Source organism: Collinsella sp. AF11-11, assembly GCF_003465485.1.
Lineage (GTDB): Bacteria > Actinomycetota > Coriobacteriia > Coriobacteriales > Coriobacteriaceae > Collinsella.
The window spans coordinates 103,974-126,557 of the sequence record NZ_QSAS01000004.1 but is presented as its reverse complement, the minus strand read 5'-3'; the positions used below and the strand labels follow the sequence as shown (position 1 = coordinate 126,557).

Below are 22,584 nucleotides of genomic sequence, written 5' to 3'. Positions count from 1 at the left end.
AAAGCGCGCCGGCCGTCGTTGTATGTTGCTGCCGTTTACTCGGCGAGATGCTTTAGCACATCGCAGGCGATCTCGACGGCATCGTCGATGCAGCCGGGGCAGCTGCGGAGCGGACCCTTGTCCGATCCGATGCCCTTGAGCGTGCCGCAGACGGTCGTCATGTTCTTCTCGCCAAAACGCTTGGCGATTTCGCGCGACAGCTTGTAGGTCTGGCCCTTGGTCTTGGGGTTCTCCATGCCGTCACTCATTACAAAGCCCATGATGGCCACGGCACCCGAGATGGCGCCGCAGGTTTCGGTCATGCCGCCCATGCCGGCGCCAAAGCCCTCGGTGAGGGTAAAGGCGACCTGGGGGTCGAGCCCGACGGCGGGCGCGAGCGTGCAGGCGACGGCCTGCGCGCAGTTAAAGCCGCGGGCGTGGTACTCGGCAGCCTGAGCCTGACAGGCGGTGATGTCGAGCTGGGCTGTATCGATTCGCTTCATCGGTGTCTCCTTGATTACGGTGTACCCGCCTATGGTACCCTTGCCCGTGCATGTAATCATTGAGAGCTTCACGTATGCCTCATTTATATCCATCGAACAAATGCCTAAGGCTGAGACGAATGCCTCTGATTCATTTGTCACATAACCTACCTTGGGGATGGGTTGAGAGGGGTGCGGGGTAGCGGTATCGTGAACCGAATAAAAACAAAACCCAAGTAAGGGAGTTGGATATGAGCGAGCAGACCATCGGTACTACATGTGTTCAGGGCGGCTATCACCCGGGAGATGCGGAGCCGCGCCAGGTGCCCATCTACCAGTCCACCACGTGGAAATACGACACGTCCGAGCACATGGGCAAGCTGTTTGACCTGGAGGAGTCGGGCTACTTCTACAGCCGTCTGCAGAATCCCACGTGTGATCTGGTTGCCGCCAAGATCTGCGAGATGGAGGGCGGCACCGCTGCGATGCTCACGAGTTCGGGCATGGCCGCAAACTTCCTCGCGATCTTTAACGTGGCCGGTGCCGGTGATCACGTGGTCGCGAGCTCTGCTATCTACGGCGGTACCTACAACCTGCTTGCCCATACCATGGGCCGCATGGGCGTGACTTGCACGTTCGTTGCCCCCGACTGCACCGATGAGGAGCTCGAGGCAGCCTTTGAGCCCAATACCAAGCTTGTCTTTGGCGAGACGATTGCCAACCCCGCCCTTGCCGTGCTCGATATTGAGCGCTTTGCCAAGGCCGCGCATGACCACGGTGTGCCGCTGATGGTCGACAACACCTTCCCGACGCCCGTGATGTGCCGTCCCTTTGAGTGGGGTGCCGACATCGTTACGCACTCCACCACCAAGTACATGGATGGACATGCCGCCTACCTGGGCGGCGTGATCGTCGACCACGGCCAGTTTGACTGGATGGCCCATGCAGACAAGTTCCCGGGTCTCACCACGCCCGACGAGAGCTACCACGGCGTGACCTATGCCGAGAAGTTCGGTCGCGAGGGTGCCTTCATTACCAAGGCAACCGCTCAGCTCATGCGCGACCTCGGCCCCATGCAGAACCCACAGGCGGCCTTCTTCCTGAACAGCTCGCTCGAGAGCCTGCACGTGCGTATGCCGCGTCATTGTGAGAACGGCCTGGCCGTTGCCAAGTTCCTGCAGAGTCATCCCAAAGTGCGCTTCGTGAGCTATCCGGGCCTGGAGGGCGATAAGTACTATGACCTGGCTCAGAAGTACATGCCCAACGGTACCTGCGGCGTCGTGAGCTTTGGCTTTAACGGTGGTCGCGCGGCGGCCGAGACCTTTATGAAGAGCCTTAAACTCGCCCAGATCGCCACGCATGTGGCCGATGCTCGCACCTGCTGCCTGCATCCCGCTAACGCCACGCACCGTCAGATGAACGATGAGGAGCTCATCGCCTGCGGCATCTCCGCCGACATGGTGCGCCTGTCGTGCGGCCTCGAGGACACGGCCGATCTGATTGCCGACCTTGAGCAGGCGCTCGAGCAGTGCTAGGCTAGCTTCTCGTATGAAGCGACGGAGCCTCTTGGGGTTCCGGTGACATATAGTTCCGATTCCGTAGGCGGGACCCCAATCGCGACTGTTCGCAGGCGATTGAGGCCCCGTTTTTGCGTTGCACCACTCGAAAGGATGGATATGGAGAAAACTGCAGAGCAGCTGCGCCGCGAGCACATTGCCCTTGAGGGCGACACCCATGGCAAGAACAAATGGGCGATTCTGTTTACCGTGCTCATCATGACGTTTATGTCGTGTCTGGATTCGACCGTCGTGACCGTGGCGTTGCCCGTGATGCAAAAGGAGCTGGGCGTGGGCCTCGACCGCATCCAGCTGGTGAGCTCGGTGTATCTGCTTGCGACGTGTGTGGCCATGTTGCCGTTTGGTCGTTTGGGCGACGTGCGCGGCAAAGTGGGCGTGTTCCAGCTGGGCGTCGTCGTCTTTACGGTCGGCTCGCTGCTTTGTGGCCTTTCGGCCTCACTCGAGGTTCTTATTCTGGCACGCATCGTTCAGGGCGTCGGTTGCGCGGCGGCCATGGCTAACAACATGGGTATCATCACCGAGTCGTTTCCGGCGCGCGAGCGCGGTCGTGCCATGGGTATTCTCGCGACCTTCGTGGCCCTCGGCATGATGTGCGGCCCCGTGCTCGGCGGCATGCTGGTGGCAAGCTTTCCCTGGGAGAGCATCTTCCTCATCAACCTGCCCATTGGCGTCATCTCGTTTATCGTGGGACTCTACACGTTGCCGCATGTTAAGCCCGAGGCGGGCGAGCGACCCATGTCCCTTTTGGAGGCTGCGCGTCGCTGCTTTGCAAATTCGGCCTTCACCATCAACCTTGCCTGCATGCTCATCGTGTTTGTTGGCATCGGCGCATCCGAGTTTATCCTGCCGTTCTATTTTCAGGACGCCCACGGCTTTGGTTCCGACATTTCCGGATTGCTTTTTTTGGCGCTGCCGATGGTGAATGCCTTTATCGGCCCGCTTTCGGGTACGGTTTCCGACCGTGTTGGTTGCGAGGGCCCCACAGCCGTCGGCCTGGGCGTGTACGTGTGCGGCCTCTTTGCGGTGAGCACGCTCGACGAGCACGCTTCCATCCCTCTGATCGTGTGCTGTGTCGCATTTATGTCGCTTGGTACGTCGATTTTCCAAAGCCCTAATAACTCCCTGTATATGGGCTCGGCTCCGCGCGAAGCGCTCGGCTTTGCTGGCAGCCTGGGTAGCCTGGCGCGCTATGCGGGTATGGCAGTGGGCATTACGGTGGCGTCGAATATCCTGTATGGGCAGATGAGCGTGGCGATGGGTGAGGCCGTAACCAGTTTCGTTGCAGGCCGTCCGGATGTATTCCTATTCGGTTTTCGCTCGGTGTTCTACGTGCTTATGGCTGTGGCCGCTGTGGGCTTTGCGCTCGCCATGGTGCGTTTGGTGAGGATGCGCGCCCGTCATTAGCGTGTTGGGAGGCTGCCTGCCACGTATTCGCGCCGTCTCAAAAAGACTGGTTTGTGGTGCGATGCGGCTTGTGGGACGGGCGGGGGTCGGTCCGTGGTAGACTATCGAACAACGTTTATTAATCGCGCGGTATCGTTGCCGCGAGAAGGGGTTGCGCCATGCAGGAGCTTGAGGATCGTATTCGCCATGACGGCATCGTAAAGGCCGGTAACGTCCTTAAGGTTGATGCCTTCCTCAACCACCAATGCGACGTTGAGCTGTTCGACCACATGGGCGCCGAGTGGGCCCGTCTGTTCAAGGATGTCGAGATCAACAAGATCCTGACGATTGAGGCTTCGGGCATTGGTATGGCTTGCATCGCGGCTCAGCATTTTGGCGGCGTGCCGGTGGTCTTTGCCAAGAAGGCCCAGTCCATTAACCTCGACGGCGAGCAGTATGCTACGACCATCTACTCCTTTACCAAACAGAAGGAGTACCCGGTTATCGTGGGCAAGCGTTTCCTGTCCGAGGGCGATAAGGTCCTGATTATCGACGACTTCCTGGCCAACGGCTGCGCTCTTGAGGGTCTCATCAAGATCTGCGAGGCCGCGGGTGCCGAGGTGTCCAGTATTGGCATTGCCGTGGAGAAGGGCTTCCAGGGCGGTGGCGATAAGCTCCGCGAGCGCGGTTTCCGCGTTGAGAGCCTGGCCCGTATCGCCGATATGGACTGCGAGACCGGCGAGATCACCTTCGCCTAAGCGCGCAACACAAGCGATTGGTATGCGATGTGACAAAGGGACTGTCCCTTTGTCACATTTTTGTATGAGGGGAGGTGTTGATATGGATGAGAACAAGATGGGATGGCGCGAGTATGCGCGCTATGCCGAGATGTCGGCCGAGGAGTTGGCGCGCGATTGCGAGGTGCAGGTGTTTCGCGCGACGGGTCCGGGCGGACAGGGCGTGAACACGACGGACTCGGCGGTGCGTATGAAGCATGGGCCCACGGGGATTGTTGTGACGGCGCGCGAGAGCCGTAGTCAGTTTCAGAATCGCGCGAGCTGCCTGCGTAAGCTGCGCGCTGAGCTGGAGCGTCGCGGGCGTCCACCGCGCCGACGCGTAAAGACTAAGGTGCCTCTGCGCTCTCGCCAGCGCAGGCTCAATGACAAGCACTTCAACGCGATTAAAAAGGCCAACCGTCGCAAGCCGGGGAGCGACGAGTAGCCGATTGTTTCGCTGGTCTTGCTAGCGGGTGGGGTGCCAGACTTGGAGGGCGCCGGGTAGGATGTCGACTTCGATGCGCGAGGCGACGATGGGCTCGCCGTCGGCCTGAATGGGGTAGTCGGGCTCCTCAAAGGTGAACTCGGCATGGCGGCAGCGGCGCATGCGAATCGGCGGCAGTTTGGTATGGTGGCCGTCTTTGGCCGAAAGGAACATGGGCAGGGCAACCGCGCGTGGGACGGGACCGCAGGCGTAGCAGACGTCGAGTATGCCATCGCAGGGATCGGCATCGGGGCAGATACGATAACCCGAGCCATACGTGGGCCCCAGCTGAATCGCCATGATAATCGCCCTCACGCGCTCGGCGGGCGTGCCGTCAAAGCTGGCTGTCATGGGGTAGTTGCGATAGCGCAGACCAAACTGCTCAAGTCCCGAGAGGGTGTAGAGAGGAGCGCCCGTCAAGCCGGTCTTTTTGCGCAGTTCGGTGGTGCCAAGGCCGATGGCAGCGTCGATGCCGACCGAGAGCGTCTGGTCGTAGTACTCAACGGTAGCCTCGCCGCTGCCGCTCGCAGGGCTCCACGAGCGAATGCGCCCGATGTCCTGACGCTGCAGCTCGCAGGTGAGCAGCGCGCCAAAATCCTTGCCGGAGAAATCGTCGATGCCGAGCGCCTGGGCAAAATCGTTGCCGGAGCCCACGGGCAGGACGGCAAGAGCGGGGCGGGCGTCCTCCTTTTGCGTCATAAGCCCGTTGACGACCTCGTGAATCACGCCGTCGCCGCCGAGTGCGATAACGGTGCGATAGCCCTGAGCCTGTGCGGCCAGCTCCTTGGCGTGTCCCATACGCTCGGTCAACACCAGGTCAAACTGGGATGCGCGTGCAGTCATGTCCAAAAAGCGTTGCAGACGTTCGGCAACTTCGCGTGCCGCACCCGACTGGGCGGCTGGGTTGGCGATGATGAGCGTGCGACCAAAATCAGTTGCGTGCATGGGGCGACTCCCGGCGTGTGACATGACGGTGCGGTCGCGCTCGGGTTACGTTGCCCCGATTGTGGCTGCACGGCGATTATTACATCTACTCTATCAGGTCGTTGTGGCGCTCGATAGCGTCCGCTACCGTACCGCCCTCATCCACAATAAGCGAACGGCGCTTGGGTGAGATGATGCGCTGGGCGGGGTACACGCCGCGGTGTCCGCCGGTTAGGTAGCTGATAAAGGCCACGATGACAAAGAACCCGGCGGCCGTTCCGTGGAACAGATCGATGGCCATCATACAGGTGGTGATGGGCACGTTGAGGCCGGCGCAGAAGACGCCGAGCATGCCGAGGGCCGCCAGAAAACTGGGGTCAAGCCCGGTAAGGCAACCGATCCAGCCACCGAGTGCCGCACCGATGCCAAACAGGGGCGTGACCTCGCCGCCTTGGAAGCCCGCGCCCAGGGTAAGCGCTGTGACGACCAACTTGATGGCTGCGTCCGCCAGGGTGGTGTTGCCTGCAAATCCGGCGCCGGAAAGCCACGTGGAAAGGCCGGCGTAGTTCCAGGCGTCGAGGAGGGCATAGGCGGCCAAAACCACGAGTGCGCCTATGAGTGCGCGGACGAGGTAATTGGTGATAAAGCGACTGTACAGGCTTTTGACGGTTCGAACCGACCAGGCAAAGAGGCGTGCCGTCAGGCCGAAGATAATGGCGCTGATAACAACGATGACAACCGTCCGTGGTGTCATGTTGGGAACGCTGGCGATGACATTCGCCTCGTACTCGGTTCCCAAGGCAAGCGACGTAAAGTAGCCGGTAAACGAGGCGACCAGGCAGTAGATGCCCGCGGTGTAGTCGATCTTGCCGATAAAGCACATCTCCATGCCAAAGAAAGCTCCAGCAAGGGGCGAACCGAATACGGCGCCAAAGGCCGACGAGATGCCGGCGAGCATGAGGTCGTGGTGGTCATGCTTTTTGAGGTGGGCGAGGCTCGAGATGTTGCTGGCGATGGTGCCGCCAATCTGCACCGCGGCTCCCTCGCGACCGGCCGATCCACCCGTTAGGTGCGTGAGCGTGGAGCAGACGAAGGTGAGGACGGCCATGCGCATATGGATGAGGCGTGTGCCCAGAGCGGAGTCGATGACCAGGTTGTTGCCTCGTTTGGCAGCAAGGCCGTGGTTTTTGTACACCCATGCGGTGGCAATGCCCACAACGGGAAGCAATGCGTAGACCCACGCGTGGTGCTCGCGATAGTCGGTCGCGATATTCAGCGAGGCCAAAAACGCCCAAGCGGCAACGCCCATGGCGAGCGAGACGATGACGACGAGCGCGAGCAACTTGGCGCTCGCGAGTAGGTTGCGGGCGTTGCGGCGCGTGTCGGCAGCCAAGAGATGCTCGGAGCGGGTGAGCTGTTGCCTGCCTGCCATGATGACGTCATTAAGGGAGAAAAAGCCGCCGTCGTCGAGCGACTGGGAATGATCCTGCGCCTCGTTTGCGCTTTCGGGTTTGTCGGTAAAAGTCATACGTTCCTCTTTTGGGTTGCAACACGAGCATTATAGAACGTGCCATACGTGACAAACCGGCAGGTTGGTTTTGGTTTTGTTTCGCGGCTTGCGGCCGACAGATGTATTCGCGGCCGCGGGCCAGGTCTTGAGCAGGCGGCGAGGGATTATACTGAGATAAACATAAAGAATCGGCGCTTTTGTTGCGCGCCGCAGCATGCTAGAGGTGCATATGGCTGAGAAACTCATTCCGTTGGAGGACGCACAGGCGATCGTCTTGTCGCACGTGAATCGCACCGAAGTTGTCGAGATTCCCGTGTGGCAGGCCGTCGGTCTTCCCTTGGCCGAAGACGCGGTGGCCGATATCGACATCTCGCCGTTTGCCAACAGCGCTATGGACGGATATGCCGTGCGCTCGGCGGACTTGGCGCAGGCATCTGGCGAGGCGCCGGTGACGCTCGACGTTATCGGACACGAGGCCGCGGGCCATGTGTTTGAGGGCGCTATCGGCGCGGGCGAGGCGGTCCGCATTATGACAGGCGCGCCGGTGCCCGAAGGTGCCGATGCCGTGGTGAAGTACGAGATCGTTGATGTGCTCGACGGTGACGGCAACGAGGGCTCGCACGTTCGCTTTTCGGCACCTGCCAAGGTGGGGGAGAACATTCGCTCTGCCGCCGAGGAGGCCCATGCCGGCGATGTTGTGATGCACGCCGGCGAGGTCGTGGCCCCGGCCGGTGCTGGCCTGCTGGCAAGCGCCGGATATGCGAGCGTGAAGGTGCACGCTGCCCCACGTGTGGGCATCATCTCGCTGGGCACGGAACTGGTCGCACCGAGTAAGGTGCCGGCGCGCGGTCAGATTCGCGATTCCAACTCCTCGGCGCTGATGGCCGAGGCACTCGATGCCGGCGCTGAGCCCGTGTTCTACGGCATTGCGCCCGACGATGAGCAGGCGATTGCCGAGCTGGTGCATCGCGCCACGCGAGAGTGCGATTTTGTCATTACGAGCGGTGGCGCCTCGGCAGGCGACTACGACTACGTGACGGCGCTCGTCCGGCGCGAGGGCGAGGTACTGTTCGATCGCATCTCGATGCGTCCGGGCAAGGCCATCACGTTTGGCTTGCTCGGGGGTAAGCCCTACCTGGGACTTTCAGGCAATCCGGCCGCGGCGTATGTAGGCTTTGAGATGCTTGCCCGTCCGGCGATCCGCAAGATGCGCGGTTTTGCCGAGGGTACGCGTCCCGTGCAGCAGGCGATATTGACGCACGGCGTGAAGAAGCGCCAGGACCGACGCTTCTTCGATCGCGCCACGGTTTTGCGCGACCCCGAGACCGGTGAGTTGTTGGTGACCGAGGCTAAGACGCAGAACTCGGCGCTGCTTGGAACTATGCAGCGTGCGAACTGCCTGTTGCGTATTGACGAAGGACCGTGCGACCTTGCGGCGGGCGATGTCGTGGACGTTGTTCGCGTCGACCTGCCTGAGGGCGCCGTGTTGTAGGGGGAATGCTATGGAGCTGAAGATTTCGATTGTGACGTGCTCGGATACGCGCGATCTTGCCCAGGACGAGGCTGGGGCTGCACTCGAGGAGCTTATCGAGGCGCAGGGCTGGACGGTCGCCTCACATGCGGTCGTGCGCGACGACGTCAGCGAAATCGGTGATGCCATTGTGGAAGCCGCCGATGAGTGCCACGCCAATGTCGTGCTCACCTGCGGTGGCACGGGTCTTTCGATGCGCGACGTGACACCCGAGGCGACGCGTGCTGTCTGTGACCGCGATGTGCCGGGTATTGCCGAGGCGATCCGTGCGTACTCCATGACCAAGACGCGCCGCGCTATGCTCTCGCGCGCCGTGTGCATGCAGCGTGGGTATACGCTTGTCATCAACTTTCCGGGATCTACGAAAGCGGCCCGCGAAAGCTGGGAGGCTGTGAGCGACCAGCTGGAGCATGCGGCCCAAATGACGGCGGGCGGCGGGCACGCCAAATAAGCGCGCTACCTACGGCGGAGCGACTTTGCGAGTCGCTCCGCCTTTTTATGCAACGACAGCGCGGAACGTCCTGAGACTATCGGCGAAAGAGAATTATCAGACGAGAAATCTTTATCACTGATATTATTCGCGCGGAAGTATAATCTAATTACAGAATAAAGCCCGCGGCGGGGTGTCCGGGCGTAGCATTCGAAAGGGTTGAATATGTTCGATATGGTTTCTCGCCGCGGATTCGTCTCGCTTTCTGCTGTCGCCGCTGCCGGCCTTGGTCTTGCCGGCTGTTCGGGCAGTAAGACGTCCGAGCCGGCCGGATCCGATGCCGGTTCTGCTAAGGCATCTTCCAAGAAAGCTGTCGAGCTTCAGGTCTTCGCTGCCAACTCTCTCGAGAAGGCCCTGCCCGAGGTTCAGAAGCTCTACACCGATCAGACCGGTACCACCTTTGCCGACACGCAGTTTAAGGCCTCCGGCGACCTCGTCGAGCAGATGCGTGCCGGCGCCACGGCCGACGTGCTCATCACTGCTTCCAAGGGCACCATGGATGACGCTGAGACCGCTGAGCTCGTCGACGCCGACACGCGTGAGGACATGTTCGTCAACGACCTCGTGATTATTCGCGCCGAGGGCTCCGGCACCAAGGTCGAGGCCATCGCCGACGTCGCGAACCTGGACGGCAAGATCGCCATTGGCGACGCCAAGACCGTCCCCGCCGGCAAGTACGCCAACCAGGCCTTAGCTTCTGTGGGTCTCTACACCGGCACCGAGGGCGACGACGGCGAGTATGCACCCGAGCTTGCCGACAAGGTGGCCCTGGCCGACAAGGTCGGCACCGCTGCGTCTTACGTCTCTACGGGCGACTGCGTGGCCGGTTTTGTCTACAGCTCCGATATCTTCCGCTATGACGGCATCGAGGAGGCCTTCGTGTGCCCCGAGGATTCGCACAAGCCCATCGTGTACCCGGGCGCCGTTGCCGAGAGCTCCGAGCACGCCGACGAGGCCAAGGCGTTTATCGACTTTTGCCTGTCCAACAAGAAGGCTCAGAAGATTTGGGCTAAGTACGGCTTTGAGCTTTCCGAGTAGTGCGGCTTGGCGCGATAATCCCATCGTTTTGTGTTTCACTCCGTCCTTGTATTCGCTTGGAGCTTTTCGTGCTTAAAAGATTCCGCATGCTTGTCGCCTGTGCTTTGACCTTCGCGCTTTGCTGGGTGCCGGGATTTGCGTTTGCTGGGGACGCTGAAGACGGGGCCCAGGTTGCTGCGACCGCACATGGGCTTCCCTATGGAATCGAGGGTTTTGAGCGGTTGGCCAAGGGGACCGCTCGTGCCATGGAGGGCCAGCCAGAGGGCTACCGGTTTCCCGTTGACGAGGACGTGGACCTTGTAGTGGCGCCTGCTGCCGATCGCGTTGTGGCGTGGATATCGCCCAAGGCGGCCGAGAAGTATGGATTGGATCCGCAGGACAACGAGTGCGTATCGGGTCTCAAGGCCCTCGTCTGTGAGCTCGACAGCGCAAACTCCATGGGAGGTGCGCAGCTAGGGGACGTTGATCTTCCTTGGTATGTTACGGCGGAAACAACGTTTGATGCCGGCGGGTATGCCTATGGCTTTGATGTGCGTGGTGCGGATGGGGACCGCTATGTGGTGATTGCATCAGCCTCGGGTGATGCCAAGGGCGGCGCGCGTTGGCTTGATAGCGCTCAAATGGTAGAAGCATCGTCTGTCGTGTTGCGGGATGAGCAGGGTCCCTTGACCTCTCTGGCCTCCTTTTTGGGCGACATCGACTATCGCCCGCTTTGGGTGTCCATAAAAACGAGCGGCCTTGCCCTGCTGATTTCCTTTGCGCTGGGCCTGTTCGCCGCGTGGAAGACTATGGGTACCTCGAGTCGCATCAAGGGCCTGCTCGACTCGGTCTTTACGATTCCTATGGTGCTGCCGCCCACGGTCTGCGGCTTTCTGCTCCTCATGCTATTTGGCCGCTCGACCGGGGTGGGCCAGTGGCTCATCGCGCACGGCATCTCGATTGTCTTTACGTGGCCGGCGGCGGTCATTTCGGCCGTCGTTGTGTCGTTTCCGCTGGTCTACCGCACGGCACTCGGAGCCTTCGAGAGCCTCGACACGCAGATGCTCGATGCCGCGCGAACCCTGGGATGGTCTGAGCATCGCATCTTTACCAAGCTTATGATGCCGCTTGGCTGGCCCTCGATTGCCGCCGGCGCGGTGCTTGCCTTCGCGCGTGCCATGGGCGAGTTTGGCTGCACCCTGTTCTTTGCGGGCAACTACGCCGGCATTACTCAGACCATCCCTATCGCCATCTACTTTGAGTGGATGGGCGGCAACACCTCGGTGGCCCTCTTTTGGGTCGTCGTCGTGATCGTGTTTAGTTTCCTGGTCATTTTGTTCATCAATATGTACACGGCGCATTCGCAAAAGTACCGCGAGCGCGGCCTGTCCCACGCGGAGCGCAAGCAGGCCAAGCAGCTGGGTAGCCAGATCGATTCGCTCGACCCAGTGGGCGGCGATGCGCTGCGTATCGATCGCGAGGCGCTGGCCGAGCTCATGCGCGATGACGCAGCACCGCAGGGAGGTCGATAAGCTATGTCGCTCGTTTTGGATATCAAAAAACGCTATCCCGGGTTTATGCTCGACATGCAGCTTGAGGCCGGCGAGGAGCGTGTGGCGCTCCTGGGCGCCTCGGGTTGCGGCAAGAGCTGCACGTTGCGCTGCATTGCCGGCGTGGAGACACCCGACGAGGGCAAGATCGTCGTCAACGGCGTGACCTTCTTTGACTCTGCGGCGGGCATCAACCTTTCGCCCCAGGAGCGAAAATGCGCCCTGATGTTTCAAAACTATCAGCTGTTCCCTAATATGACGGTGGCCGATAACGTGTGCGCCGGCGTTGAGGGTGCAGGTGACGCCGCAGCGCGTAGACAACTTGCCGAGCGCTACCTGGGCATCTTTGGACTGGCCGACTTTGCCGACCGTTATCCCGCGCGCCTCTCGGGCGGCCAGCAGCAGCGTGTGGCGCTTGCTCGCATGGTGGCGGCACACCCGGGCATTTTTATGTTCGACGAGCCCATGAGCGCGCTCGACGCGTATCTCAAGAGCGCGCTTGAGCAGAACATGCTCGACCTGTTCGACGTCTGTAACCGTACCGTGCTCTACGTGAGCCACGATATTGACGAGGCATGCCGCCTGTGCGAGCGCATTTGCGTGATGCATAACGGGCATGTGGAGGAGATCGGCTCCGTCGAGGACGTGGTCCGCCGGCCGCAAACCTTGGCTGCGCTGCGTCTGACGGGCTGCAAGAATACGAGCCGCGCGCGCAAGATCGAGCTTCAGGAAGTTGAAGCCCTGGACTGGGGCATGACCTTCAACGTGGGCCGTGAGGTTCCCGATAATGTGGCGTACCTGGGTATTCGTGCGAGCTATTTCCATGTGGACAACCGCGCTGAGCGCGGTCGTAACAGCTACGATCTGCATGTGGCCCGCGTGAGCGATTCGCGTTTTGAGCGCCTGGTGCTGCTGGATGTGCCGCGTGCCGATGCGCCGACGCGCCTGCAGTGGAAGGTCAACAAAGTGGGCATGCCTGTCGACGAGCTGCCGCAAGCAGGCGAGACGCTGCGCATGCATTTTGATGCCAGCAGGATCCATTTGGTTTGTCGTTGATGCGGTGGGCGATGCGGGCGAGGAGGTAGTCCTCGACCGCTTTGTTTCCACTTTACCGCTCGCCGATTTCTATATGACAAAATCTTATCAATCTGATAATTATTTATCAGACAGCGAGGTGTTCGCATCCCGCAGCTGTCGTACGATTGTCAACGGTGTTCGCATGGTCGATGACCGTTGATATAGTTGACCTCAACTGGTTAAGGAGGGTGCGCACATGCCGCAGACGACATACATTCGCCGCGTTGCCGCGCGTGCCCTATATATCGCTCGGAGCCGCATATGAGCAGGTATGTTCACGGCTCCGGGAGAGACGACGCACAATTAAATAGTCAACCGCAAAGCAGGTTCCCCAAAATTCCGGGTTTGAGCACGGCAGGGCAATCGCCGCCCGTCGTGCATCGATACCGCTGTTATCCGTTTTTGGTTCGAGAGGGGAACCGCCATGGCTGAAGAATTCGATTTCCATCCGATGTGGGAGAGCCTCGGCATGAATCTTGCCGACCACGACATGCTGCTGGGCGCCGTGGGCCAGATGTACGGCGATATGTTCTTGACGCAGAACAATCGCTCCAAGTCCACGTCCTACCTGGACTTTGTGGCCACCAACATCCACAGCGGCCGTATTAAGGAGATGCTCGACAAGAAGGAGGCCGGCGAGGCCACCAAGATCGTCGGTTCGTTCTGCGTGTACGTGCCCGAGGAGATTGTGCTCGCCTGCGACGGTATTCCCGTGGGCCTGTGCTCGGGTGCCGATTGGGCAACCGATAAGGTCGAGGAGCATCTGCCGCGCAACACCTGCCCGCTTATCAAGAGCTTTGCCGGCTTTAAGCTGGGCGAGGTCTGCCCCTACATTGAGTCGAGTGACTTGGTGGTAGGCGAGAACACCTGCGATGGCAAGAAGAAGGCCTACGAGTTTTTTGCCACGCAAAAGAACATGTACGTCATGGATATTCCCAACGTACACGACGAGTCAACGCTCGTGACCTGGAAGGCCGAGGTCAAGAAGCTCGCCGCCAAGATCGAGGAAGAGTGCGGCGTCACGATTACGCCTGAGCGTCTGAAGGCCGCCATCCACGCCGTCAATGAGAAGCGTCGCGCCCTGCAGCGCCTCGCTGCCACGCGCGCTGCCGACCCTGCGCCCATCAGCGGTCTTGACAGCCTGCTGACCGTTCAGGCCGCCTTTATGGACGACACGCCACGTCTGACCGGAGCCATTAACGATATGGCGGCCGAGTGTGAGCAGCGTGTCGAGGTCGGCGAGGGCGTGGCGCCCAAGGGGACTAAGCGCATCCTGTACACCGGTACGCCCATGGCCGTGCCCAACTGGAAGCTGTTCAACTTCATCGAGAAAGCCGGTGGCATTGTGGTAGGCGAGGAGTCCTGCACGGGCTCGCGCTATTACAAGGACCTGGTCGACGAGTCCGGTGAGACGGTCGACGAGATGCTCGATGCCATCGCCGAGCGCTACTTTAAGATCAACTGCGCCGTCTTTACGCCCAACGACCAGCGTATGAAGGACATTGTCCAGATGGCCAAGGACCTGCATGCCGACGGCATCGTCGACGTGGCCCTGCAGTTCTGCACGCTCTATGAGATGGAGTCCTTCGCCGTGGAGAAGGCCGCCGAGGAGGCGGGCATTCCGTTCATGCACATCACGACCGACTACGTCGGCGAGGACGCAGGCCAATTGCAGACGCGCATCGAAGCTTTCTTGGAAACCATTTAGGGCTATACGTTCCGGCGGCTTCCCCAGGTACCCGATCTTGCCGTTCAAACCGTCGCTTGCGTACCAAAGTGCGCGGAGCTGCTCTTTCACGGCAACCTCGGGCGCCTGGGAAAGCCGTTTCCTTGGTTGGTTAAAAGGTTTAGGAGTTATATGTCGGAAAATATTGAGCAGCCGTTGCCCAGCACGTTTGAGGAGTTCAACGAGCAGCGTAAGGCCGCGTTTATTCGCGTTAAGGATTACAAGCAGGCCGGTAATCGCCTGATCGGGTATCTGTGCAGCTATACGCCGCTCGAGATTATCGATGCCGCGGGGGCTGCGAGCGTGGCTCTGTGCGGTACGTCCGATGAGGTGATTCCCGAGGCCGAGAAGGTGCTGCCGGCAAACCTGTGCCCGCTCATCAAGTCGACCTACGGTTTTGCCTACTCGCAAAAGTGCCCGTTTACGTACTTTAGCGACATGATCATCGGCGAGACCACCTGCGACGGCAAGAAGAAGATGTACGAGCTACTCAACGAGCTCAAGCGCACGCACATTCTGCATCTTCCGCAGGGTCGCGATCGTGCCTACGAGCGTGAAGGCTGGTACGAGGAGTGCCGCCTGCTCAAGGAGGAGCTCGAGGGCTTCTACGGCATCACGATTACCGACGATGACCTGCGCGCTGCCGTCCGTCGTCGCAACCGCTTGCGTGCGGCCCAGCTCGAGATGTTTGCACTGCAGGCCAACCAGCCGGCGGCCATGAGCGGCGTCGACCTGATGAGCACCATGTTTGCCGGTACGTTCAGCTTTGATATCGAGGCCTATACGCAGCAGCTGGAGCAAAAGGTCGCCAAGCTGCGCGAGGCCTACGACGCGGGCAAGCGCTCGGTCGCGGCGGATGCCAAGCGCATTCTGATCACCGGCTGCCCGGTGGGCGGCGTGATCAACAAGATCGGTCGCGCCATCGAGTCCAACGGCGGTGTGGTCGTGTGCATGGACGACTGCTCGGGCGAGCGCACGGCGGCCATGATGATCGACCCGGAGGCTCCCGACATCCTTCGCGCCATCGCCGACCGCTACCTGGATATCAACTGCTCGGTCATGACGCCCAACGACGACCGTATGGAAAACACGCTGGCCATGTGCGAGAAGCATCACGTCGATGGCGTAGTGGAGAATGTGCTCCAGGCGTGCCACACCTTTAACGTGGAGAGTGCGCGCATGCAGGAGGCTGTCGAGGGTGCGGGTATTCCGTATATGAAGATTGAGACCGACTACAGCAACGGAGACATGGGCCAGATTGAGACGCGCATCGCCGCCTTTATCGAAACCCTCTGACGTCTGAGGCACCCGACCTTCCGGCTCCAACCCTCCTCGCGTACCTTGAGTACGCTTCGTCGGGCTTGTCGCTCGGAATCTCGGGCACCTCAGACGCCAGAGGGCCGTTGTTGCAGCAGTGTCTGATCGTTTGATTTTCTTGCTGATTAGGAGAGAGCCATGATGGGGATCGGGATCGATATCGGGTCTACGGCGGCTAAGGCCGCTGTGGTCGACGGGGAGGGTTCGGTGGCGTGGACGTGCGTGCAGCCAACCGGGTTCTCCTCGGTTGATGCGGCCGAGCGTCTGCGCGGCGAGCTTGCCGCAGCTGGCTATGACGTGGCTGCCGACGACGTGCGCGTGATCGCGACTGGCTACGGCCGTGTTGCCGTGCCCTATGCGCACAAGGTCGTGACCGAGATCACCTGCCACGGTACCGGTGCCGTGCGTCTGTTTGGCGATCACGGCACGGTGATTGACGTGGGGGGCCAGGACACCAAGGTCATCCAGCTTAAAGGCGGCCGCGTGGCCAAGTTTGCCATGAACGACAAGTGCGCCGCCGGCACGGGGCGCTTTTTGGAGATCATGGCCGACCGCCTAGGCATTTCCCAGCAGCAGATGGCCGACCTGGCGCGTTCCGGCGAGCCCACCAAGATCAGCAGCATGTGCACGGTGTTTGCCGAAAGTGAGGTTATCAGCCTGATCGGTCGCGGTGAGCCGCGCGAGAACATCGCACGTGGCGTGATCGACAGCGTGGTCTCGCGCATGGCGACCATGGCCGGGCAGGCCGCGGGCGCCCCGTACTACCTGACCGGTGGCCTGTGCGAGAACGCCTTCGTGGTGGAGCGGTTGGGCGAGCTACTGGGGTCGCCGGTGACAACCTCGCCCCAGGCTCGCTTTGCCGGTGCCATCGGCGCGGCGATTCGCGCACAGGCGCTCAATTAATGCATCCGCCTTGGGCTCGCATTCATGCGTATACTGAGAGAAAATGATTGACCGATGAGAGGAGGTATCGATGCCTGACGATCAGATTAAGCTCACGTCTATGACGGCCGCGAGCGGTTGAGCCGCTAAGTTGGCTCCTGGAGCCCTCGCCCAGGTCCTGGGCGACTTGCCCAATGTGCATAACGACAACCTACTCGTGGGGTTCGATACCTCCGACGATGCGAGCGTCTTCCGCGTTGGCGATAACCTGGGTCTCGTGCAGTCCATCGACTTCTTCCCGCCGATGGTCGACGACCCGTTTCTGTTCGGCCAGATTGCCGCGGCAAACTCGCTGTCGGACATCTACGCCATGGGCGGGCGGCCGAGCCATGCCATGAACCTGCTCTGCATACCCAGTTGCCTGGGTGTTGAGGTTGCCGGCCAGATTCTGGCGGGCGGCGCCGACAAGTGCGTCGAGGCGGGCTGCTCTATCGCGGGCGGTCATACCATCAACGACGACGAGCCCAAGTACGGCTTGTCTGTGAGCGGCTTTGTCGCGCTCGACCGCATGCTCGCCAACAGCGGCGCGCGCGCTGGCGATGTCCTGCTGCTGACCAAGGCGATCGGCTCTGGCATCATCACCACGGCCATTAAGGGCGAGCTCATCGAGCAGGACGAGGCCGCAGCCATGTTCGACTCGATGCGCACCCTCAACGAGGCCCCGATTCGTCTGGCCGAGGGCCTCGAGCTTCACGGCTGCACCGATGTCACGGGCTTTGGCCTGATCGGGCACGCGTGCGAGATGGCCGAGGGCTCGGGCGTGCAGATTGAGCTTGTGTCGGGGGCGGTGCCGCTCTTTGACCAGGTGCTCGACATGGCGCGTCTGGGCATTATCCCCGCGGGCTCCTACCGCAACCAGGACTTTTTTGGCCCGCGTGTGGCTGCCGACGGGGACCTGGAGCCGGGCATGCTCGACGCGCTGTACGATCCGCAGACGTCTGGTGGCCTGCTTATCGCGGCGCCCGTGGCGGATGTGGATGAGCTTGCGCGTCGTTTACATGCCGAGGGGCGCGTTGCCGCCACAATCGGTCGCGCGTGCGAGCCGGTGCCGGGCGGTCCTGCTGTTCGCGTTGTGCATTAAGGAAAACCGTTTATGCGACCGCCTGCTGTTCTGGGCGGTCCCTTTTGAAAGGATGTAGCTATGTCTACCAAAATTGAAGTCAATGCCATGGGCGATGCCTGCCCGCTGCCCGTCGTCAAGACGCTTAAGGCGCTCAAACAGTTTGACGGCGAGGGTGCCGTGGTGACCTCGGTCGATAACGAGACCGCCGTCAAGAACATCTCCAAGATGGCGCAGGAGAAGGGCTGCACGGCCTCGGTCGAGAAGGTTTCTGACGCTGAGTGGCACGTGACCGTGGCGACCTCTGGTGCCATTGCCGTGGCCGATCCCGAGCAGGATGGCGCTGCCTTCTGTGGTGCCAGCACCGGCAAGGGCGAGCTCGTCATTTCCGTCTACACCGACTGCATGGGCCGCGGCGACGACGAGCTGGGCCACAAGCTCATGAAGGCCTTCATCTTTGCCGTGACGCAGCAGGAGGAGCTGCCCGCGACCATGCTGTTCTACAACGGCGGAGCCAAGCTCACCGTCGAGGGCTCGCCGGTACTCGATGACCTGAAGGGCCTGGCCGAGCAGGGCGTTGAGATCCTCACCTGTGGCACCTGCCTCGACCACTATGGCATTAAGGACCAGCTTGCCGTGGGCGAGGTCACGAACATGTATGTGATCGTGGAGAAGATGGAGCAGGCCGTGCGCGTCGTGCGCCCGTAGCGTATTGGTTGGAGTTGCCATGAGGGAGAAGCGCCCGGCGCTTGTCATCACGTTTCCCACCACGGCGGCCGCCATGGGCTGCGAGTCCCTGTGCGTTGAGCGTGGCCTTCCCGGGCGAACGATTCCCGTGCCCGGGGAGGTCGCTGCCGGCTGTGGTCTGGCGTGGAAAGCGTTGCCTGCCGATGAGGAGCTGCTGCGCAGCGAGCTTACCGCGGCGGGCGTTCCTACCGAGGGCTATACCGTGATTGATATGTGGGAGGTCGTGCGATGATCTACCTGGATAACGCGGCGACGACCATGCACAAGCCGCAGACGGTCATCGATGCCGTGACGCAGGCGATGTGCTCGCTCGGCAATGCCGGGCGCGGCGCCACGTCGAGTGCCCTCGATGCCGCTCGTACGATTCACGGTTGCCGTGCCAAGATCGCGCGCCTTTTAGGTTGCCCGAGGGCGGACCATGTGTGCTTTACGCCCAACTCTACGGCGGCGCTCAACACCGCCATCTGTGGCGTGGTGCGCCCCGGCGACCGCGTGGTCACGACGGTGCTCGAGCACAACTCCGTGCTGCGTCCGCTCAACCGCCTGGCAGCGGAGCGGGGTGTGACCGTTGAGCACGCGGGCTGTGACGCGAACGGCGTGCTCGACTATGACGAGCTCGAGCAGCTGGTCACGCCGGGCACGCGCGCCGTCGTGGTGACGCACGCCTCCAATGTGACCGGCAACGCCGTTGACGTTGCACGTGTGGCGGCTGTGGCCCATGCGGCTGGTGCGCTCGTGATCGTCGATGCCTCGCAGTCTGCCGGCACGGCGCATATCGATATGCAGGCCATGGGGCTCGACGTGGTGTGCTTTACTGGCCACAAGGGGCTCATGGGTCCGCAGGGGACCGGCGGCCTGGCCGTGGCGGAGGGCATTGACGTGGCCCCTTGGGCCATGGGCGGTACGGGCGTGCACAGTTTCGATGCGTTGCAGCCCATGGAGTGGCCCACGCGGCTCGAGGCGGGCACGCTCAACGGTCACGGCATAGCGGGCCTTTCCGCAGGCCTTGATTTTATCGAGGCACAGGGCGGGGTGGAGACGATTGCAGCTCACGAACGCGCGCTCGCCGAACGTTTCCTCTCCGGCGCTCGCGAAATCCCCGGCATTGTACTTTACGGTGCGTTTGACCAACCTGCGCGCTCGGCGATCGTGTCGCTCAACGTGGGCGATATCGACTCTGCCGAGATCTCGGACGAGCTCATGCAAGGGTGGGGGATTACGACGCGCCCCGGTGCCCATTGCGCTCCGCTCATGCACCGCGCGTTAGGTACCGAGCGCCAGGGTGTCGTCCGCTTCTCGTTTGGGTATTTCAACACGACCGAAGAAGTCGACACGGCTATCGATGCTCTGCGCGATTTAGCCTGCTAAAGCTGCTAGACCGTTTATACTTGCGGGACGGGTGTTTTTGCCCGTCCCGTTTTTGTTTCGACTCGAAAGGTATGCCTATGGCCTCATCCGCCCCGCGTGGTCTGCGCTCCGACCATGTCGTCACCGTCGGCATTGCGCTGTTCTCGATGCTCTTTGGTGCCGGTAACCTCATCATTCCGCCGTTGCTGGCACTGCAGGCAGGTTCTGCCACGCCAGTTGCCATGATCGGCTTTTTGATTGCCGCTATCGGTTTGCCCGTTATGGGCTTTATCGCCGTCGCGCTCGCCGGCACGGCCCGCGAGCTGGCCGGGCGTGTGCATCCTAAGTTTGGCGAATTCTTCGTTGCGGCGGTCTACCTGGCCATCGGTCCGTGCCTGGCCATTCCGCGCACAAGCTCTACGGCGTTCGAAATGCTGGTGCCGCTGCTACCCGAGGGCGTTTCGCTCGGCACGGCACGTCTGGTGTTTGCCATTGGCTTCTTTATCGTCGCGTTTGCGCTCACGTTGCGTCCAGGCGTCATCACGCGCGTGCTCGGCCGCATTACGGGCCCCGCGCTCATTGCGCTCATCGTGCTGGTCGTGGGTGCTGCCGTGATCTCGCCGCTGGGACCGGCTGCCGCGCCGCAGGCCCCCTACAATGCCGGTGCTGCCGTGCAGGGCTTTCTGACTGGCTATCAGACCATGGACCTGCTCGCGTCGCTCGCCTTCGGCATCATCATCGCCGAGACCATCCACGAGTTGGGTGTTACCGATGACAAGCGCGTGGCCTTTGAGATTTCGCGTTCCGGTGTGATCGCCGGCGTGCTCATGGCTATCATCTACTGCGGCTTGGGTCTTGCCGGTATGCAGCTCGGCACCGTGATGCCCGACGCTACCAACGGCGCCGCCATCCTCGCCCGTTCGGCCTCCATGCATTTTGGGCTTGCCGGCACGGTCGTGGTCTTCGCCATCTTCTTCCTCGCCTGCATGAACGTGTGTATCGGCCTCATCAGCTGCTGCTCGCGTTACTTCTGCGAGACGTATGTGGTCGAAGGGGGAGCGGAGGCCTCTGAGGAGGCCATGCGCCGTCCCTTTGCGGTTCTCGCCTTTGTGTTCGCTGCGTTTTCGTGCGTGCTCTCCAACGTGGGCCTCGACGTGATTCTTATGTTCTCGGTGCCCATGCTCAACGCCTTGTATCCCGTTGCCATCGTGCTGGTACTGATGGGCCTGGTGCACGGCTTTTGCGACGCTCATCCGCAGGTGTGGGTCTGGGTCGGCGGCGTTGTTGCGGTGCAGAGTGTGATCACCTCGGTTCGCGACGCGTTCTTTGCGGGCGCGTGGCTGCCGTTTGATGTGCTGCCGCTGGCAGACATCGGTGCCGCGTGGGCGCCGGTCGCCGTAGTTGCCTTTGTGATCGGTCTGCTCCACAGCAAGTTTGTCGCACATTCGAGGAGCTAGGGTTTCTGCGCTTGCACAGGCGGGGAGTCTCCCCTATAATTTCCTTCGCTTTGGGACACGCAAGGTTTAGACCTTAGCTGCTCAACACCTTCGGGACGTGGCGCAGTTTGGTAGCGCGCCTGCTTTGGGAGCAGGATGTCGCAGGTTCAAATCCTGTCGTCCCGACCATATCTTGCGGGCGTAGTTCAATGGTAGAACCCCAGCCTTCCAAGCTGATGACGCGGGTTCGATTCCCGTCGCCCGCTCCAAGTAATTTGCAGGTCAGAGGTACGTTTACTTCTGACCTGTTTTGTTTTGACCGTCCGACGCGGGGCCTTTGCATTGGCAATGCTCGTCCCTGCTGATTAGGAAAGAAGTGACTGACATGGCAGATTTCAAGGCAGAATACCCCATCCCCGACTGCCTGGCGCCTGCCGCAATCGAGACCAAGACCGAGGCCGCCGGCGTTACCAAGGCCAGTCTGCCTGCCTCGAAGGCATTTTTGCTCGCCATGTTCGCCGGCGCGTTCATCGCCTTCGGCGGTCTGTTCTTCACGGTCTTTCTGAGCGATGCGTCCCTTGGCTGGGGCGCTCAGCGCTTTGTGGGCGGCCTGTGCTTTTGCCTGGGACTGGTGCTCGTGCTCATTTGCGGCGCGGAACTGTTTACCGGCAACTCGCTTATGGTCTGCGCGCTCAAGAGCAAAAAGATCACGCTCGTCCAGATGCTCAAGGCTTGGGTCGTTGTGTGGATCGGCAACTTTGCCGGCGCGCTGTTCGTTGTCTTTTTGGTTTACATGGCAGCTATTTATAAGCTCAACGGCGAGGCCGTTGCCAACACCATGGTGAGTGTCGCCGCCGGTAAGGTTTCGATTGACGCCGTCACCATCTTCTTCCGCGGCATTCTGTGCAACATCTTTGTGTGCCTGGCTGTATGGATCGGTACCGCCGGCAAGACCGTGGTCGATAAAGTCGTGGGTATTCTGCTGCCTATCGCCGCCTTTGTGTCATGCGGTTTTGAGCACTGCGTTGCCAACATGTACTTTTTGCCCATGGGTGCCGTGATGCACGCGTGCGGCTATGGAGCCGATGTCGCCGGCGCCGATGCCCTCAACGCCGCCGGGTTGGCGCTCAACCTTTCGGTCGCCACGCTGGGCAATATCGTAGGTGGCGCCCTGATCGTGGCGCTGGGCTACTGGTTTATCTACGCCAACAAAGAGTCCTAAAGGACCC

Annotated in this window: 20 protein-coding genes, 2 tRNA genes and 1 pseudogene; 20 read left to right on the top strand and 3 right to left on the bottom strand. The window is 61.2% G+C overall.

Features of this window, described 5'->3' with window-relative positions; translation table 11 throughout:
- Positions 1-35 precede the first annotated feature (35 nt).
- A complete protein-coding gene (locus DWV58_RS04630; RefSeq protein ID WP_117776344.1) occupies positions 36-482 on the bottom strand; it encodes a C-GCAxxG-C-C family protein in 447 nt (148 codons plus the stop codon).
- 230 nt (positions 483-712) lie between these two features.
- Between DWV58_RS04630 and DWV58_RS04625 the strand changes: the two genes are divergently transcribed.
- From DWV58_RS04625 to DWV58_RS04610, 4 genes and pseudogenes are all read left to right on the top strand, one after another.
- On the top strand, positions 713-1,996 hold the full coding sequence (locus DWV58_RS04625; protein ID WP_117776343.1) for an O-acetylhomoserine aminocarboxypropyltransferase/cysteine synthase family protein: 1,284 nt from the start codon (positions 713-715) through the stop codon (positions 1,994-1,996).
- Between the two features lie 141 nt (positions 1,997-2,137).
- On the top strand, positions 2,138-3,442 hold the full coding sequence (locus DWV58_RS04620; RefSeq protein WP_117776342.1) for an MFS transporter: 1,305 nt from the start codon (positions 2,138-2,140) through the stop codon (positions 3,440-3,442).
- Positions 3,443-3,600: 158 nt separating this feature from the next.
- A complete protein-coding gene (locus tag DWV58_RS04615; RefSeq protein ID WP_117776341.1) occupies positions 3,601-4,179 on the top strand; it encodes a xanthine phosphoribosyltransferase in 579 nt (192 codons plus the stop codon).
- A gap of 154 nt (positions 4,180-4,333) precedes the next feature.
- Positions 4,334-4,642, top strand: a pseudogene (locus DWV58_RS04610) (peptide chain release factor-like protein); the annotation flags it as partial.
- A gap of 21 nt (positions 4,643-4,663) precedes the next feature.
- Here the strand turns inward: DWV58_RS04610 and DWV58_RS04605 are convergent.
- Together DWV58_RS04605 and DWV58_RS04600 are read right to left on the bottom strand one after the other, a co-directional pair.
- A complete protein-coding gene (locus tag DWV58_RS04605; protein ID WP_117776340.1) occupies positions 4,664-5,626 on the bottom strand; it encodes a diacylglycerol kinase family protein in 963 nt (320 codons plus the stop codon).
- 85 nt (positions 5,627-5,711) lie between these two features.
- Positions 5,712-7,133, bottom strand: a complete 1,422-nt coding sequence (locus tag DWV58_RS04600) for a chloride channel protein (RefSeq protein ID WP_199585990.1) — start codon at positions 7,131-7,133, stop codon at positions 5,712-5,714.
- A gap of 211 nt (positions 7,134-7,344) precedes the next feature.
- Here DWV58_RS04600 and glp point away from each other — a divergent pair, with 211 nt between their 5' ends.
- From glp to DWV58_RS04520, 16 genes are all read left to right on the top strand, one after another.
- Positions 7,345-8,607: a gephyrin-like molybdotransferase Glp gene (gene glp, locus DWV58_RS04595; RefSeq protein WP_117776357.1), complete on the top strand. Its 1,263-nt coding sequence runs from the start codon at positions 7,345-7,347 to the stop codon at positions 8,605-8,607.
- A 10-nt stretch (positions 8,608-8,617) separates the two neighbouring features.
- On the top strand, positions 8,618-9,097 hold the full coding sequence (locus tag DWV58_RS04590) for a molybdenum cofactor biosynthesis protein B (protein WP_117776339.1): 480 nt from the start codon (positions 8,618-8,620) through the stop codon (positions 9,095-9,097).
- A 204-nt stretch (positions 9,098-9,301) separates the two neighbouring features.
- Positions 9,302-10,174, top strand: coding sequence for a molybdate ABC transporter substrate-binding protein (gene modA, locus DWV58_RS04585; protein ID WP_117776338.1), 873 nt, complete (start codon positions 9,302-9,304; stop codon positions 10,172-10,174).
- Positions 10,175-10,419: 245 nt separating this feature from the next.
- The gene (gene modB / locus DWV58_RS04580; protein WP_233540506.1) at positions 10,420-11,685 is read left to right on the top strand and encodes a molybdate ABC transporter permease subunit; all 1,266 of its coding nucleotides are present in this window, start codon (positions 10,420-10,422) and stop codon (positions 11,683-11,685) included.
- 3 nt (positions 11,686-11,688) lie between these two features.
- Complete coding sequence (locus DWV58_RS04575) at positions 11,689-12,759, top strand: sulfate/molybdate ABC transporter ATP-binding protein (RefSeq protein WP_117639205.1); 1,071 nt, start codon at positions 11,689-11,691, stop codon at positions 12,757-12,759.
- 445 nt (positions 12,760-13,204) lie between these two features.
- Positions 13,205-14,488, top strand: coding sequence for a double-cubane-cluster-containing anaerobic reductase (locus tag DWV58_RS04570; RefSeq protein WP_117776336.1), 1,284 nt, complete (start codon positions 13,205-13,207; stop codon positions 14,486-14,488).
- Between the two features lie 150 nt (positions 14,489-14,638).
- Positions 14,639-15,802 (top strand): double-cubane-cluster-containing anaerobic reductase, encoded by a 1,164-nt coding sequence (locus tag DWV58_RS04565; protein WP_117776335.1) that lies wholly within the window; start codon positions 14,639-14,641, stop codon positions 15,800-15,802.
- 159 nt (positions 15,803-15,961) lie between these two features.
- Complete coding sequence (locus DWV58_RS04560) at positions 15,962-16,726, top strand: acyl-CoA dehydratase activase (RefSeq protein WP_117776334.1); 765 nt, start codon at positions 15,962-15,964, stop codon at positions 16,724-16,726.
- A gap of 70 nt (positions 16,727-16,796) precedes the next feature.
- The gene (gene selD, locus DWV58_RS04555; RefSeq protein WP_369831636.1) at positions 16,797-17,846 is read left to right on the top strand and encodes a selenide, water dikinase SelD; all 1,050 of its coding nucleotides are present in this window, start codon (positions 16,797-16,799) and stop codon (positions 17,844-17,846) included.
- A 60-nt stretch (positions 17,847-17,906) separates the two neighbouring features.
- Positions 17,907-18,533, top strand: a complete 627-nt coding sequence (gene yedF, locus DWV58_RS04550) for a sulfurtransferase-like selenium metabolism protein YedF (RefSeq protein WP_117776332.1) — start codon at positions 17,907-17,909, stop codon at positions 18,531-18,533.
- A gap of 19 nt (positions 18,534-18,552) precedes the next feature.
- Positions 18,553-18,804: a DUF3343 domain-containing protein gene (locus DWV58_RS04545; RefSeq protein ID WP_117773607.1), complete on the top strand. Its 252-nt coding sequence runs from the start codon at positions 18,553-18,555 to the stop codon at positions 18,802-18,804.
- Positions 18,801-19,940: an aminotransferase class V-fold PLP-dependent enzyme gene (locus DWV58_RS04540; protein ID WP_117776331.1), complete on the top strand. Its 1,140-nt coding sequence runs from the start codon at positions 18,801-18,803 to the stop codon at positions 19,938-19,940. Before DWV58_RS04545 ends, DWV58_RS04540 begins: the two co-directional genes overlap by 4 nt.
- 77 nt (positions 19,941-20,017) lie before the next feature.
- Complete coding sequence (gene brnQ / locus DWV58_RS04535) at positions 20,018-21,376, top strand: branched-chain amino acid transport system II carrier protein (RefSeq protein ID WP_117776330.1); 1,359 nt, start codon at positions 20,018-20,020, stop codon at positions 21,374-21,376.
- 91 nt (positions 21,377-21,467) lie between these two features.
- Positions 21,468-21,544 (top strand) — tRNA-Pro (locus DWV58_RS04530).
- A gap of 6 nt (positions 21,545-21,550) precedes the next feature.
- A tRNA-Gly gene (locus tag DWV58_RS04525) sits at positions 21,551-21,624 on the top strand.
- Between the two features lie 116 nt (positions 21,625-21,740).
- Complete coding sequence (locus tag DWV58_RS04520) at positions 21,741-22,577, top strand: formate/nitrite transporter family protein (protein ID WP_117639223.1); 837 nt, start codon at positions 21,741-21,743, stop codon at positions 22,575-22,577.
- Positions 22,578-22,584 lie beyond the last annotated feature (7 nt).

Excerpts from the sequence above, each read along its gene's own strand:
- DWV58_RS04625 (WP_117776343.1), top strand. The coding sequence starts at position 713 with ATGAGCGAGCAGACCATCGGTACTACATGTGTTCAGGGCGGCTATCAC.
- DWV58_RS04620 (WP_117776342.1), top strand. The coding sequence starts at position 2,138 with ATGGAGAAAACTGCAGAGCAGCTGCGCCGCGAGCACATTGCCCTTGAG.
- DWV58_RS04600 (WP_199585990.1), bottom strand. The coding sequence starts at position 7,133 with ATGACTTTTACCGACAAACCCGAAAGCGCAAACGAGGCGCAGGATCAT.
- DWV58_RS04560 (WP_117776334.1), top strand. The coding sequence starts at position 15,962 with ATGATGGGGATCGGGATCGATATCGGGTCTACGGCGGCTAAGGCCGCT.
- glp (WP_117776357.1), top strand. The coding sequence starts at position 7,345 with ATGGCTGAGAAACTCATTCCGTTGGAGGACGCACAGGCGATCGTCTTG.
- DWV58_RS04570 (WP_117776336.1), top strand. The coding sequence starts at position 13,205 with ATGGCTGAAGAATTCGATTTCCATCCGATGTGGGAGAGCCTCGGCATG.
- brnQ (WP_117776330.1), top strand. The coding sequence starts at position 20,018 with ATGGCCTCATCCGCCCCGCGTGGTCTGCGCTCCGACCATGTCGTCACC.
- modB (WP_233540506.1), top strand. The coding sequence starts at position 10,420 with ATGGAGGGCCAGCCAGAGGGCTACCGGTTTCCCGTTGACGAGGACGTG.
- DWV58_RS04605 (WP_117776340.1), bottom strand. The coding sequence starts at position 5,626 with ATGCACGCAACTGATTTTGGTCGCACGCTCATCATCGCCAACCCAGCC.
- DWV58_RS04540 (WP_117776331.1), top strand. The coding sequence starts at position 18,801 with ATGATCTACCTGGATAACGCGGCGACGACCATGCACAAGCCGCAGACG.
- DWV58_RS04630 (WP_117776344.1), bottom strand. The coding sequence starts at position 482 with ATGAAGCGAATCGATACAGCCCAGCTCGACATCACCGCCTGTCAGGCT.
- DWV58_RS04575 (WP_117639205.1), top strand. The coding sequence starts at position 11,689 with ATGTCGCTCGTTTTGGATATCAAAAAACGCTATCCCGGGTTTATGCTC.
- modA (WP_117776338.1), top strand. The coding sequence starts at position 9,302 with ATGTTCGATATGGTTTCTCGCCGCGGATTCGTCTCGCTTTCTGCTGTC.
- DWV58_RS04565 (WP_117776335.1), top strand. The coding sequence starts at position 14,639 with ATGTCGGAAAATATTGAGCAGCCGTTGCCCAGCACGTTTGAGGAGTTC.
- DWV58_RS04590 (WP_117776339.1), top strand. The coding sequence starts at position 8,618 with ATGGAGCTGAAGATTTCGATTGTGACGTGCTCGGATACGCGCGATCTT.
- DWV58_RS04545 (WP_117773607.1), top strand. The coding sequence starts at position 18,553 with ATGAGGGAGAAGCGCCCGGCGCTTGTCATCACGTTTCCCACCACGGCG.
- DWV58_RS04520 (WP_117639223.1), top strand. The coding sequence starts at position 21,741 with ATGGCAGATTTCAAGGCAGAATACCCCATCCCCGACTGCCTGGCGCCT.
- DWV58_RS04615 (WP_117776341.1), top strand. The coding sequence starts at position 3,601 with ATGCAGGAGCTTGAGGATCGTATTCGCCATGACGGCATCGTAAAGGCC.
- yedF (WP_117776332.1), top strand. The coding sequence starts at position 17,907 with ATGTCTACCAAAATTGAAGTCAATGCCATGGGCGATGCCTGCCCGCTG.